Raw genomic sequence first — 13,494 nt, 5'->3', positions numbered from 1 at the left:
GCGTGTTGCGAAAGCAGCTCCGTCCGCCCGCAGGGCGGGGACTTTCGCAGCACGCCCTAGTCCAGCAGCCGGTCGCCCCGCACGGCACGGCCCTCGGCCTCCAGGTGCTCGGGCAGCACCCGTCCGAACAGCTGCCGGGTGCGGGCGACGCTCCCGATGACGCCGGGGCGCTCGCTGTAGGCGAAGATCGCGGAGTGGCGGGCGGTCCCGCCCCGGACGGGGCTCACCCGGTGCAGCGAGTAACGGCCCTTGAAGAGCTGCAGATCGCCGGGGCGCAGGGGCAGTCGGCGGACCAGCCGGCCGGCGCGGCCGTCGAGGACGTCCCGTACGCCGGCGAAGTTCTCGTCCTGCGCGGACCTGATGCCGGGGCAGTACTCGAAGACGCCGCCGTCCTCGGCCTCCCGGGTGAGCATGCTGACGGTGAACTCGTTGGTGTCGAAGTGCCAGGGGTGCTCCATGCCGGGCGGGACCACGTTGAGGACCAGTCCGGAGAGCGGGTCGGCCAGCCGGTGCAGCCGCGGCAGTCCGAAGCAGCGGGCGACGAACTCCTTGAACCCGGCGTTCGAGTAGAGCCGGCCGATCAGGGAGTCCTCGGGGATGCGGTCCCTGGCGACGAACGCGTTGCCGCGCTGGAACGTCCTTCGGCCGGGATGGTCCTCGGGCAGGTCCGAGTCGACGGCGATGTTGTAGACGTTCACCGTTTCGACGTCGTGGTGAGCGCGGGGGGCCAGCGCCGAGCCCTCCTCGCGCAGGACGTCCTGGAGGGACGGGCGGATGAAGTCGGGCAGCACGGTGCAGCCGAGGCCGGACAGCTCGCGCCGGGCGCGGGCGACCACCGCCCGCCCCTCGGCGCCGTCGAGCTCCGACAGCGGATACCGCTTCGTGTCGACCACCTGGTCGAGCGTCATGGCTTCCAGCGTGCTCATTCGGTCCTCTCGGCATGCGTGCCGGCAGGCGGCACCAACTCAACTGAGGAACAGCAGAGTTGAACTTCCCACAGCCTCGGCTGCTTGTCTGTGACACGCCACACGAGCAAGGCGACGGGGCCGCCCGGCCCGCGGAGGTGGCGGACGGGCCGAGCGCCCCGCGCGGCCCCCGGGCAGGTGCGCCCGGGGGCCGCCGAAGGTGCGTCCCCGCCGTCGGACCGACGCCCGCCGACCTGGTGATCCGCGGGTGCCGTTCCGCCGGTGCCGGAACCGGTCCCGCCGGTGCGGATCCCCGCAGTCGCAGCTCCCGCGGGCCCTCAGTCCGCGTAGTGGATCAGTGAACGCACCATGCGGCAGGTCGTGTCGGACGGCGGACGGATGCCGATGCGTTCGGCCGTGGTGCGTATCCGCCGGTTGCTCGCGTTCGCCGGGTGGTACACACCCGTGTCGAGCAGCGCGATGGCCAGGCGCATGGCCTTGAGCCGGCGGTTGTGGGATTCGTACCACTCGCGCGGGAGCCCCGCGGGCAGTGGCCTCTTCGCCGGCTCGGACAGCACCGACCGGTGCTCCGGCCGCCTCGCCCTCCTCTTGGTGGCCCCCGTCCGCACCCCCGTCCCCATGCCCTGTTCCGTCCCCGTCCCCGTCATCGTCGTGATTGCGGCAACGCCCATCGGCGACCTCCTGGCGCGGTGGTTGGTCCCTCACGAACTAGTTCGATTTTATCGCCCACCACTGACAATCGCCCCAGGCCAAAGGGCGTTCAGGGGTGTTCGAGTGGCGCAGGGGGAGTACGGTGGCGAAATGGAGATCTGGATCAACCCCGCGTGCTCGAAGTGCCGCAGCGCACTGCGCCTGCTCGACGAGGAGGGTGCGTCGTACACGGTGCGCCGCTACCTCGACGACGTCCCGTCGGAGAAGGAGATCCGCGAGGTCCTCGAACGGCTCGGGCTCGAGCCGTGGGACATCACCCGGACCCGGGAGGCGGTCGCCGGGGAACTCGGCGTGAAGGACTGGCCGAGGGACGCGGACTCGCGCGCCCGGTGGATCACGGCGCTCTCCGAGCACCCGAAGCTGATCCAGCGTCCGATCATCACGGCGGACGACGGCACGGCCGTGGTGGCGCGCACCGACGAGGCCGTACGGGACGCGCTCGGCCGCTGAACGCGCCGACCGCGCCCAACCGCGGGGCGGGCGCGGCGACCGCGGCGGTGACGGCCGCGTCGGCAGTGACGGCGCTCGAAGTCGCACGAAGCGACGACCGGCCGCGGCGGCGCCCACCGGCCGGCCTTGAACCTCCAGGTCCCCGCCCACCTGCGAGAACTTAAGTCGCAGTTAAGGAAGTCACCGTTGAGACGTTGAGCATGGCCCCCGGCCTACTCGTACGTAACGGCACACGGAACCGATCCGGCCGCCGTTCAGAGCCGGGGACAGGAGCCTTACGTGTCGCGCAAGAAGACCCTCAGCGGCAAGAAGAAGATCGCGCTCATGATCGGTGCCACGGCGCTGGTCGGCGGCACTGCGATTGTCATGACCGGAACAAGCAATGCCTCGGCTGCCTGTGACGGCCTCGCCCAGGCGGTGCGCAACAACGAGAACTTCATCGCCGGCCAACGGGCCAATCCCGACGCCCAGTCGGAAGCACGGATCGCCAACCGCGAGGCGGTCATCAGGCAGATCAACCTCCAGCAGGAAGCCGCCGGCTGTGCGAAGGGCTCCGGCGGAGGGGATCAGGCGGCGGCTTCGGCCCAGCCCCCGGCCGGTGCGGGCCAGGCGGCCGGAGGGGCGGGTGCGGGGGCGGACGCGGCCGGGGAGGTCGTCTGCGCCGGCCAGAACCTCACGTTCTCCAACGACGGCGGAGCACCGGCGGCCTCCAGCGGCCAGTTCCCGATCGGCACCCAGCTCAAGGTCACCAACCTGGCCAACGACAAGACCACCACCGTCGAGGTCACGTCGACCTCCGGCAGCTGCGCCCTGCTGAACGCGGCGGCCTTCGAGCAGGTCCGCGAGGCGGGCAAGAACGTGATCCGCGAGGTCCGCATCGAACGCCTCGGCGCGGGCGGTGGCGGCGGCGGCGAGGCCGCCGAACCCCCGGCCGTCGAGCAGCCGCCCGCGGACGACGCCGCGGACCAGGCAGGCGGAGGGGGTCAGGCAGGCGCCGCCGGTGAGGTCGTCTGCGCCGGATCGACCGTGACGCTGTCCGGTGAGGGCGGTGCTCCGGCGGCCTCCAGCGGCCAGTTCCCGATCGGCACCCAGCTCAAGGTGACCAACCTCGACAACGACAAGTCGACGACCGTCGAGGTCACGTCGACCTCCGGCAGCTGCGCGCTGCTCAACAACGCCGCGTTCGAGCAGGTGCGGGAGCCCGGGAAGTTCCTGATCCGCAACGCGCGCATCGAGCGCGTCGGCTGACGCGCCCCTGCTCCCGGGTGCCTGCGACCGCCCCGCGGGCACCCGGGGCTAGCGGGGCAGGGACGGGACCACCCCAGCGCGCCGTTCTGCGGGGCGCCCTCCCGAGGCCGCCCGTTCCGGCGGCCCCTCGGGAGGGCGCCGGACCGGGCCTCCGGCGGCCCGGGTTGCCGGGTTCAGCCCCCGGTCGCCCCGGACCGTGCCTCCCCCAGCCGTTCCTCCGCCTGCGCCAGAACCTCCGTGAGCCGCAGGCCGAGTCGTACGTCGCAGGCGTGCGGATCGCCCGTGCGGACCGACTGCAGCAGGGCGTCGACAGCCGAGCGGAACGAGCCGACGGCGTCGCTCCACGAGGGCATGGGAACGCGTCCCCGCTCCCCGTACAGGTCGATGCTCACGCCGGCCGCCTCGGGAGGCGCGCTCAGTCCCACGGTGGCCGTGCTCGACGCCCCCGAGGCGTGCCGGAACGCCAGATGGGCGGTGTCGGCCGGGCCGCGCAGCGCCGTCAGCTCCGTGACGTCGCCCAGCACCGGCAGCAGCACGGACAGCACATGGGGGCCGACGTCCCACAGCCCGCCCCTCTCCCGCCGCCAGGGCGAGGCGGCGTACGGGCTCGCCGAGCCGGGCCCGAAGAGCGAGCCGAGCCATTGCGCCCGGCCCGTGAACCAGCCGCCCGCCGCGGCCTGTTCGCCGATCCACTGGGCCGTTTCCGCCGCGAACCGCAGCGTGCAGAAGACGACGGACGCCACCCCCGAACCCTCCGCGGCCGCCACCACCTCACGGGCCCCGGCCACCGTCGTCGCCACCGGCTTGTCCAGGAGCAGATGCCGTCCGGCGGCGGCCGCCCGGGCCGCCAGCGGGGCCTGGACGTCGGGCGGCAGGGCGAACGCGAGGGCGTCGCTCGCCGCGATGAGCGCGTCCACGTCCTCGTACGCCTTCACCCCGTGGGCCGAAGCGAGCGCGCCGGCGGCCTCCGGGCGCCGCCCCCACACACCGCTGAGGACGGCCCCGGGGTGCGCGGCGAGAGCCGGTGCCTGGGTGCGCTCCGCCCAGGGGCCCGTTCCGACCAGTCCGATGCGCAGTCTCGTCATGCGGCCAGTCTGCCCCGCGGGCGGCATCGCAGGAACGGGGGGACGGGCGGTCACCCGCCGGGCCGCTCGACACCGTCCGCCGGGGCCGGCAGGCCGTCCGGCCGCACCGCAGCTGACGCCCGCCCTCGACGCTCGGCCGGGACCACTCCCCCGGCGACCCATGGATCACCGGGCGTATACGACGGGTGCGGCGGTGCGGCCAAGCCTCCTCAGGCAGCCATTCCGGTACGCCTCGGCGCCCTCGCGGACCCCGCGCCGTGCCCGTGCCCCGTCGGCCGGGTGCCGGCACGTCCTCCGGGGCGGTCCGGGGACTCCCGGTCCGGGTCAGCCGGCCGCGCTCCACCGGGGTCCCGGTCCGGGTCGTTCGCCCGCGATCCGGTGGGAATCGGGGCGCACGGGCGGCCCGGGGACCGCGGGATCTCCGAGTAACACGGGGTTCACAATCGAGCAATGGGCGGGAAATCCGGGGTTGCGAAGCTGCGCCTCATACCCGCTGCACCCGCAAAGGATGAGGGCCCGTGACCATCAAGGCTGAGTACATCTGGATCGACGGCACCGAGCCGACCGCGAAGCTCCGCTCGAAGACGAAGATTCTGACGGGTTCCGCCGCAGACGTCTCCGAGCTTCCCATCTGGGGCTTCGACGGGTCCAGCACCAACCAGGCCGAGGGTCACGCGTCCGACTGCGTGCTCAAGCCGGTCTTCTCGTGTCCCGACCCGATCCGCGGCGGCGACAACGTGCTGGTGCTGTGCGAGGTCCTGAACACGGACATGACCCCGCACCCGTCCAACACGCGGGCCCAGCTGGTCGAGGTCGCGGAGAAGTTCGCCGCCCAGGACCCGATCTTCGGCATCGAGCAGGAGTACACCTTCTTCGACGGGGACCGTCCGCTCGGCTTCCCGGTCGGCGGCTTCCCGGCCCCGCAGGGCGGCTACTACTGCGGTGTCGGCGCCGACGAGATCCACGGCCGCGACGTCGTCGAGGCACACCTGGAGAACTGCCTGCAGGCGGGTCTCGGCATCTCCGGCATCAACGCGGAGGTCATGCCGGGCCAGTGGGAGTTCCAGGTCGGCCCGCTCGCGCCCCTGGAGGTCGCGGACCAGCTGTGGATCGCCCGCTGGCTGCTGTACCGCACCGCCGAGGACTTCGACGTCTCCGCGACGCTCGACCCGAAGCCGGTGAAGGGCGACTGGAACGGCGCCGGCGCGCACACCAACTTCTCCACGAAGGCGATGCGCGAGGGATACGAGGCCATCATCACCGCGTGCGAGTCGCTGGGCGAGGGTTCCAAGCCGCTGGACCACGTCAAGAACTACGGCGCCGGGATCGACGACCGTCTGACCGGTCTGCACGAGACGGCCCCCTGGAACGAGTACAGCTACGGCGTCTCCGACCGAGGTGCCTCGGTGCGCATCCCGTGGCAGGTCGAGAAGGACGGCAAGGGCTACATCGAGGACCGCCGCCCGAACGCGAACGTCGACCCTTACGTGGTGACCCGCCTGCTGGTGGACACCTGCTGCTCCGCGCTGGAGAAGGCCGGCCAGGTCTGATCCCGCAGCCGCTTCGGAAGGGGCGCCCGCCGGTCATCCGGCGGGCGCCCCTTTCCGTGTGGCACGAGCACCGCGATCGCGACGCGAACGGCACTTCCCGGGTACGGCGGTGGTGTCCGACCCGTGAGAGGGGACTGCTGCCGTGCCGTGCCGTCTGCTTCAATGGGGGAATGGCCAGCCCTTGGAGCGGTGTGACGAGTCGCAGCGACCTCGAGCCGTTCTGGCCTTCCCGCCAGCACCACGACTTCGACCGTGTGTGTTGCCGCGCGAGGAACGCGTCGACCCTCTGAAGCCCCTCCGGAGGATCCAGCCCTCCGATCCCGGCCCGGCCCCCCGCCGTCCCGCCGGGTGATCCGCACACTTCCGGGGCCATCGGCCGACGCGCACGACGTACGTCCGTCCGTTCCGCCGCCCGGCCGACCGTCCCGGCATCGGCGGCTCCTCACGCGAAAGAGCTGACCTCATGGCGAACTCCCGTACCTCCTCCGCTGCACCGCGTTCCTTCCCCGCCGCGGCCGTCCCCCGCCCCGCCGCCACCGCGCAGGGCGCGCACCGGATTCGGGCCGTCGACCCCGACGAGACGGTGCCCGTGGCGCATTTCCTCCCACCGGTCGCCACCTGGCTGCCGGCGCCCCAGCACTCCGTGCCCTCGCTCCCGGGCCGGCCTGCGATGGTCGGCTACCTCGTGCTCGTGCCCGCCGGCCGGCAGCCGCCGTTCCCGGCGTCCGCCGCTCCGGACGCGTCCGCCGTCCCCGTCCCGGTTCCCCGACCGCCGGTCGCGTCCCCGGTCACGTCTTCCGTCACGGAGCACGGCGCGGACCGGAGCGGACCGGGCGCCGGCAGGAGGCCGGCCGGCCCCGTCCATGTCGACACCGCACGGCGCACGGCGACCGTCGGCGAACGGGAACTCGACCTCACCTACCTGGAGTTCGAGTTGCTGGCGCATCTCGTCGCGCACCCGCACCGGGTGCACACCCGCGACCAGCTGGTGACGACGGTGTGGGGCTACGGCCACGTCGGCGACGGCCGCACCGTCGACGTCCATGTGGCGCGGCTGCGCCGCAAGCTGGGCGCCGAGCACCGCCGCACGATCCAGACCGTGCGGCGGGTCGGCTACAGGTACGCGCCCTGAGGGGGGCGCGGCCGGATTCTCCCCGCAGCGGAATTCCGCACGTGGGAGCCGGTGAGCGGGCACTCTCGACGCCATGAGACTTCTGGTGCTGGGCGGTACGGAGTTCGTGGGGCGGGCCGTCGTGGAGGCCGCTCTGGCCCGCGACTGGCAGGTGACGGTGTTCCACCGGGGGCACCACGAGGCCCCGGCGGGCGCGCGGGTGCTGCGCGGCGACCGGGACGCGCCGGAGGGGCTCGGCGCGCTCGCGGAGGGCGAGTGGGACGCCGTCGTCGACACCTGGTCGTCGGCCCCGTCCGCCGTCCTCGCCTCGGCACGGCTGCTCGCGGACCGGGTCGGCCACTACGTCTACGTGTCCAGCCGCTCGGTCTACGCGTGGCCGGCGGCCGCGGGACTCGACGAGGACGGCCCGCTGGTGGCGGGTGCCGCGGCGGACGCCGGGCCGACCGACTACGCCCGCGACAAGCGGGGCGGCGAACTGGCCGTGACGGAGACCTTCGGCGCCGACCGGTCGCTGCTGGTGCGCGCGGGGCTGATCCTGGGGCCCTGGGAGAACGTGGGCCGGCTGCCGTGGTGGCTGAACCGGACGGCGCGCGGCGGTACGGTGCCCGCTCCGGGCCCGAGCGACCTGCCGGTGCAGTTCGTCGACGTGCGCGATCTCGCCCTGTGGACCCTCGACGCGGCGCAGAAGCGGCTGACCGGTCCGTTCAACCTGGTCTCGCCGCCCGGCCACACCACGATGGGCGGGCTGCTGGAGGCGTGCGTCCGGGCGACCGGCTCCGGCGCGGAGCTGCGCTGGCTCGACGCCGGGAGGATCGCTGCGGCCGGGGTGGAGCCCTGGACGGACCTGCCGGTGTGGCTGCCGCGCGGCGAGGCGTACGACGCGATGCACTGCGCCGACGTCTCCAGGGCCCTGGCGGCCGGTCTGCACTGCAGGCCGGCCGAGGAGACGGTCGCCGACACCTGGGCATGGCTCCAGGGGCTGGGCGGAAACGCTCCCCTGCGTCCGGACCGGAGCCCGGTCGGCCTGTCCGCGGCCCAGGAGTCGGCGCTGCTCGGCGGCTCCTGAGCGCCCGGGACGCGAAGGCCGGCCCCGCTGCCCCGCCGCACCGTTCGGGCCGTGCCCGGCGGGGGTACCCCTGCGGCACGCGCACCCGGACCGGCGCGGCCGCGGGGGTTTCGGCAACCGCCTTCGGGGGCATGCCCGTTGGCACCCGGTGGCATCCGTTTTGCGGATGGAGTTTTCTACGAATTCCGGTCCCGTCTGAACGTGGCGCCGCGCGATTCCGTATGGAACGGCGCGTTGCTCCCACCCCGGGATTGGAGTTCCATGGCACGCACAACACGCAAACGCTCAACGCTGGCAAACCGGGCGATCGCCGCCTCGGCTGCCCTGATTCTGGGCGGGGGTGGGCTGGTCGCGGTCAACGTCTACGCATCCGCGGGTGAGAGCCGCGGTCAGAACCCCAACGGGACCCAGGCCGCCGGCCGGTCGGTCTCCACCATCGACTGCCCGGACGTCGGTAACGAACTGGACGTGGTGCCGCAGAAGGAGCGCGCCAACGTCGACCGCGAACTCGCCACGCTGGACACCCAGATCACCACGGCGTACAAGCGCTTCGCCGACCTCAGGCAGCGGATCGAGAGCGACCCCCGGTACGGGCAGCAGCAGATCCTCACTCCGCTGAAGAACGAGCGGACGGTGATCCTCCAGCGGATCGCGGCACTCATCGAGCGCGGCAAGGCTCCCAAGCCGCAGGGCCTCGAGTCCATGGCGTCGTGCACCCTGCGGGCCGACGACAACAACGGCCAGAACCAGGGAGGCGACCAGAACCAGGGAGGCGACCAAGGTCAGGGCGACGGCCAGGACCAGGGCCAGGGCCAGGACAACGGCGGTCAGGACCAGGGCCAGGACAACGGCCAGGGCGACGGCAACGGCGGTCAGGCCGGCAACGGCCCCGAGCAGTCCGACTTCGTCGACATCCAGTCCGTCCAGCCGAACGTCAACAACCCGCGCAACCGGCGCGGTGCCTCCCGGGGCACGTTCACGACCAGCTGCGGTGTGAACGAGAACGGGAAGTTCAACCCGGACAACGTGATCGTCGCTCCCGGTGTCGCCAACGGCGCCCACCACATGCACGACTACGTGGGCAACCAGGCCAACGACGCCTTCGCCAGCGACGACGACCTCGCCAACGGGCAGACGACCTGTGCGAACCAGGGCGACAGGTCGACGTACTACTGGCCGGTGCTGCGGCTGCAGAACGGCCAGCAGGAGAACGACGCCAACGCCGACGGCGGCGGCAAGGACCAGAACGTCGGCGAGATCCAGACGCCGTCGCAGGTCACGCTGAACTTCGTCGGCAACCCGCGGTCCAAGGTGACGGCGATGCCGCGGTTCCTCCGGATCATCACCGGCGATGCCAAGGCGTTCGTCAACGGTGACGCGAACGCGAACGCGTCGTGGAGCTGCACCGGGTTCGAGAACCGCCAGCTGAAGGACAAGTACCCGATCTGCCCCGAGGGCAGCCAGGTGGTGCGGACCTTCAAGTTCCAGAGCTGCTGGGACGGCCAGAACACCGACAGCGCCAACCACCGGACCCATGTCGCCTTCGCCCAGGCGAACGGTGCCTGCCCCAATGGCTTCCGGGCCATTCCGCAGCTCGTGCAGCGCATCGTCTACGACGTGCCGCCGCCGGTCTTCGACGGGGCGAACCCGAGCGTCTTCGCGGTCGACTCCTTCCCGGAGCAGCTGCACAAGCCCATCACCGACCACGGCGACTTCATCAACGTCTTCGACCAGAAGCTGATGAACAAGGTGGTGAACTGCATCAACGGCGGACGCAAGTGCCGCTGACCGCTCGCTGAGCCGGCGCCGATCCCCGGGCTCCCCGCCCGAGTCCCGGGGTTCGGCGCCACCTTCCGCCGAACCCCTCCCCGGCCCGTCTCCCCCTCCCCCATACCTGCGCGGCCTGCTCAGTGGTGGCCGGAGTGCTCGTCCTCGTTCCCCCCGCTGCCGGTACCGCTCCCCGAGTGCCCGCCATGCGAGGCGCCGCTCTCCACGGTCCCGCCGAGCCGGCCGCGCAGTGCCGTCACGACCTTCTCGTCGCCGACCGCGACCCACATCCTGCCGACGAGGTACGAACCGCCGTAGTCCTTGGCCTCGTTGATCCACTCGCGCTGGCCGCGGTCGGTGGCGAAGGTGGCGAGGACGTACTTGCCGTCCTTCGTCGTGCAGTTCGCCTGCCGCAGCTCCTTCGCGTCCGTCTGGATGTTGGGCTCGCACTCGGCCTGCTTCGCCAGCTGCTCCAGGCTCCCGGTCGCCGTCTTCGGCACGTCGGGGGCCTCGTCCCCGTCCCCGCCGCATGCGGTGAGGACCGTGGCGGCCGTCAGCGCCAGCGCGGCCAGGGCCATCGGAGTGGTGGTTCGAGCTCGTCGCGTACTCATCGGGCCATCGTGCCCGGTCGGCGCCCTGGTGTGCAGAGGAACGGGGGGTAACGTGCCGCACGTCGCACCCGCACCAGCTGCCCCATGCGCACCAGGGAGAAGCCGCCGCCATGCCCGCGATCCCCGCGGCCACCGTCGCCAATCTGCGCGACCTCGGCCCGACCCCGCTCCCCGGCGGCCGTGTCGTGCGCCCGGGGCTGCTGCTGCGGTCCGGGCAGCTGGACCGGTTGGACACCGCGGGGGACCCGGCCCTGGCGGCCCTGGGCGTCCGGACCGTCTTCGACTTCCGCACGGAGGTGGAACGCCGGGCGCGGCCCGACCGCCTTCCGCCGGGCACCCGCGTACTGGCGGCCGATGTGCTGGCGGACTTCCTGGCCTCCGGAACGGTGCCCGCGGCAGCACGGCTGCGGGAGGTCCTGGGCGATCCGGCGGCAGCCGAGCGGGAGCTGGGCGGGGGGCGGGCGCACGCCCTGTTCGCCGACACCTACCGGGCCCTGGTCTCCACGGAGTCCGCCCGGCGCGGCTACGGGGCCTTCCTGGAGGCCCTGGCCGAGCCGGACGCCGGGACGCTGCTGTTCCACTGCACGGCGGGCAAGGACCGCACGGGCTGGGCCGCGGCCGTCGTGCTGGGCCTGCTCGGCGCGGACGAGGACACCGTGATGGCGGAGTACCTCTCGGTGAACCGGGCGGTGCGGCAGGCGTTCGCGCCGCTCGTGGAGGGTTTCACCGCCCAGGGCGGCGACCCGGAGATCGCGCTCACCCTCATCGGTGTCACACCGGAGTACCTGGCCGCCGCCCTGGACGAGGTGACCAGGCTCCACGGCTCGCTGGAGCGGTACGTGAGGGACGGGCTCGGAGTGGGCGACGAGACGGTGGCACGGATCCGCGCCCGTCTCACGGGACCCGCCGGCCGGGGCTGGTGACTATCGCAGTATTCGCTCGTTCTGCTGAAGGTGAGCACCCAGGAACTCGCCCCCGCCGCCGTCGACGTGGAGCAGGCCGAGGCCGCGCTCGTGGAGCACTATCCGCGTCTGGTGCGGATCGCCTACCTCGTCCTGCCGCCCTCCCTCGGCCGTAACCGCCGTGTGCTGACCGCCCACTGGATCGTGCAGCGCTCCCTGCCGCGCGGCCGCGCGGCCCGGCTGCCGCAGGCCCGTGAGGCACGGGTGCCGGCCCCACGCGGAACGGCCGCGCCGGGATACGCGTTCGTCCGCGGGCGGGTGCTGCGGCAGGCGCTGGACGCGGGGCTTCCACTGATGCGGCGGGCCTGGCCGAGGCGTGTGCAGTTCCCGCCGCTGCTGCCCCAGGTGCGGGGGCTGCGGCTGTTCCCGCGTTCCGGTGGCGCCGATGAACTCGCGCTGGACCAGCGGCTGTCCGCGCTGCCCGGGGCCGCGCGTGCCGCGTACGTGCTGCGCGCCCTGGAGGGACTGGCGGACGCCGCGGTGCGGCAGGTCCTGACCGGCGCCGGGGTGGCCGACCCGCACGCGGCGCTCGCGGCGGCGGACGGGCTCCGCACCCCGGAGGGCAGGACGGCGGTCGATCTGCTGGAGTCCCCCGAGTTCGACCCCTGCTCGCTGCAGGCCCGGCCGACCGATCTGATGCGCCGCCGGCGGCACGCGAAGGCCGCGCTGGCGGCGGCCGCGGCCGTTCTGGTGTCCGGCACACTGCTGAGCCTGCCCGGAGAGGGCTGGGCGCCGGCGGAGGCGGCCGCTCCGCTGTACGCGCGCCATCCGGCGGCCGAGGCGGCGCTGGACCCGGCCCGGCTGCAGCGGATCGGCGCTCAGACCTGGCGGAGCTCCAGCCGCACGGACTTCTCCGTTTGGCCCGCCCGGGGCTCGCTGACCGGGGACCGCGAACTGCTGCGCCGGGCGCTCGCCGTCTGGGCGCGGCCCGGTGCGGCGGTGCAGGTGTCCGCGACTCCCGGTACCCCGCCGGGGCCGCCGATGGGGGCGCCGCAGCTGCTGTTCGCGGGCGATGTGGGCCGGACCCGGGTGGTGCTGTTCCACGACGGGCTGCGCGTCGTGCGGTACGCGGAGCCGGACGGGGGCGCGAGCGGCGCCCCGGCGCTGGACCTCGCTCGGACCGACTCCGCGGACGCGCCCACCGCCGGGGCGCTGCTCGTCGGCCGCGGTGGCGGTGAGGTCCGCTATCTGACCGCGCCCTGGGTGAGCGGGGCCTCGGCGCGGGACCTGCTCGATCCGGACGCCGAGCCCCGGACGCTGGGGCGCGACGCGCACGGGGTGACCGACGCGCTGCCCAGCCCGGCCGGGGCTCGCGAGTGCCGGTCGTGGCCCGCGCTGGAGCTGGCCGGCGGCGGCTCCCGGCGGCTGGTCACCGATCTCGGCGAGATCGTTCCGGCCCGGCTGACCTGGGGGCCTCCGCGGTCCGCCGGCGACGTCCCCGGCGCTCCCGAGGAGGCCCGCACCGTCTGGGCGCGCACGGCCTGTCTGCTGCCCACGATGCGCTCGAACGGGGTGCGGGAGGTCAACGCCTGGCGCTACACCCGCCAGTGGCTGCCGGAGGGGGACGGCAGGGCAGCCTGGGTGTGCACCCGTGCCGAGACCTGGCGCGGCACGGGAGGCCGGGTGCTCGCCCAGTTCCAGCCGCCGCAGTCGGGCCCGCCGGTCCAGTCGCCCGGTGTGGTGGTGGCCCGGTCCGAGGTGGCGCCCGCGTGCGGACCGCGGGACCCGCGGGTGCTGGCGGGCGTGCTGTGGAAGTCCCGCACGGGCCGGTGGTACGTGCTGGCCGCGGGCAGCGAGGACGTCGCCTCCGTACGTACTTCCGGCGGGGTCACCGGCAGCGCGGTGGGCAACCACCTCGTCCTGCCGGCGCGCCAGGGAGTGCGGGTGGAGCTCGACGGCAGGCTCGCGGACGGGGCCCGGATGCGTGCCCTGCGCTGAACGGCGCCCGGAGCACGGACGGGACGGGTGGGGCCGATGTGTCCGGAG

The 13,494-nt window shown here is 73.5% G+C and carries 12 protein-coding genes; 8 read left to right on the top strand and 4 right to left on the bottom strand.

What is annotated here, in order from left to right; translation table 11 throughout:
* Positions 1–56: 56 nt before the first annotated feature.
* Together AB0J10_RS10520 and AB0J10_RS10515 are read right to left on the bottom strand one after the other, a co-directional pair.
* On the bottom strand, positions 57–926 hold the full coding sequence (locus AB0J10_RS10520) for an arpA protein (RefSeq protein WP_363059905.1): 870 nt from the start codon (positions 924–926) through the stop codon (positions 57–59).
* 317 nt (positions 927–1,243) lie between these two features.
* Positions 1,244–1,597, bottom strand: a complete 354-nt coding sequence (locus AB0J10_RS10515) for a hypothetical protein (RefSeq protein ID WP_363059903.1) — start codon at positions 1,595–1,597, stop codon at positions 1,244–1,246.
* 130 nt (positions 1,598–1,727) lie between these two features.
* On the opposite strand from AB0J10_RS10515, the gene AB0J10_RS10510 reads away from it, so the two are divergent.
* Positions 1,728–2,087 (top strand): arsenate reductase family protein, encoded by a 360-nt coding sequence (locus AB0J10_RS10510; protein ID WP_363059901.1) that lies wholly within the window; start codon positions 1,728–1,730, stop codon positions 2,085–2,087.
* Positions 2,088–2,366: 279 nt separating this feature from the next.
* The gene (locus AB0J10_RS10505) at positions 2,367–3,335 is read left to right on the top strand and encodes a hypothetical protein (RefSeq protein ID WP_363059899.1); all 969 of its coding nucleotides are present in this window, start codon (positions 2,367–2,369) and stop codon (positions 3,333–3,335) included.
* 173 nt (positions 3,336–3,508) lie between these two features.
* Here AB0J10_RS10505 and AB0J10_RS10500 read toward each other — a convergent pair whose 3' ends face one another.
* Positions 3,509–4,420, bottom strand: a complete 912-nt coding sequence (locus AB0J10_RS10500; RefSeq protein WP_363059897.1) for a Gfo/Idh/MocA family oxidoreductase — start codon at positions 4,418–4,420, stop codon at positions 3,509–3,511.
* Positions 4,421–4,938: 518 nt separating this feature from the next.
* On the opposite strand from AB0J10_RS10500, the gene glnII reads away from it, so the two are divergent.
* The 4 genes from glnII to AB0J10_RS10480 all read left to right on the top strand — a co-directional run bounded on the left by glnII (position 4,939) and on the right by AB0J10_RS10480 (position 9,956).
* Positions 4,939–5,970, top strand: a complete 1,032-nt coding sequence (glnII, locus tag AB0J10_RS10495; protein WP_363059895.1) for a glutamine synthetase — start codon at positions 4,939–4,941, stop codon at positions 5,968–5,970.
* 463 nt (positions 5,971–6,433) lie between these two features.
* Positions 6,434–7,102 carry a winged helix-turn-helix domain-containing protein gene (locus AB0J10_RS10490; RefSeq protein WP_363059893.1) on the top strand — a complete coding sequence of 223 codons (669 nt, stop codon included), beginning with the start codon at positions 6,434–6,436 and terminating at the stop codon, positions 7,100–7,102.
* Between the two features lie 73 nt (positions 7,103–7,175).
* Positions 7,176–8,168, top strand: coding sequence for an NAD-dependent epimerase/dehydratase family protein (locus AB0J10_RS10485; RefSeq protein ID WP_363059891.1), 993 nt, complete (start codon positions 7,176–7,178; stop codon positions 8,166–8,168).
* Positions 8,169–8,429: 261 nt separating this feature from the next.
* Positions 8,430–9,956 carry a DUF1996 domain-containing protein gene (locus AB0J10_RS10480; protein WP_363059889.1) on the top strand — a complete coding sequence of 509 codons (1,527 nt, stop codon included), beginning with the start codon at positions 8,430–8,432 and terminating at the stop codon, positions 9,954–9,956.
* Positions 9,957–10,075: 119 nt separating this feature from the next.
* Here the strand turns inward: AB0J10_RS10480 and AB0J10_RS10475 are convergent, their stop codons facing one another.
* Positions 10,076–10,513, bottom strand: coding sequence for a hypothetical protein (locus AB0J10_RS10475; RefSeq protein WP_363059980.1), 438 nt, complete (start codon positions 10,511–10,513; stop codon positions 10,076–10,078).
* A 143-nt stretch (positions 10,514–10,656) separates the two neighbouring features.
* Between AB0J10_RS10475 and AB0J10_RS10470 the strand changes: the two genes are divergently transcribed.
* Together AB0J10_RS10470 and AB0J10_RS10465 are read left to right on the top strand one after the other, a co-directional pair.
* Positions 10,657–11,469: a tyrosine-protein phosphatase gene (locus AB0J10_RS10470; protein WP_363059887.1), complete on the top strand. Its 813-nt coding sequence runs from the start codon at positions 10,657–10,659 to the stop codon at positions 11,467–11,469.
* A gap of 66 nt (positions 11,470–11,535) precedes the next feature.
* Positions 11,536–13,446 (top strand): hypothetical protein, encoded by a 1,911-nt coding sequence (locus AB0J10_RS10465; protein ID WP_363059978.1) that lies wholly within the window; start codon positions 11,536–11,538, stop codon positions 13,444–13,446.
* Positions 13,447–13,494 lie beyond the last annotated feature (48 nt).

This window comes from Streptomyces sp. NPDC049887 (genome assembly GCF_040656535.1).
In the GTDB taxonomy this organism is placed as follows: Bacteria; Actinomycetota; Actinomycetes; order Streptomycetales; family Streptomycetaceae; genus Streptomyces.
Note: the sequence above shows the minus strand (reverse complement) of the source record. Positions and strands in the feature narration are given on the sequence as shown.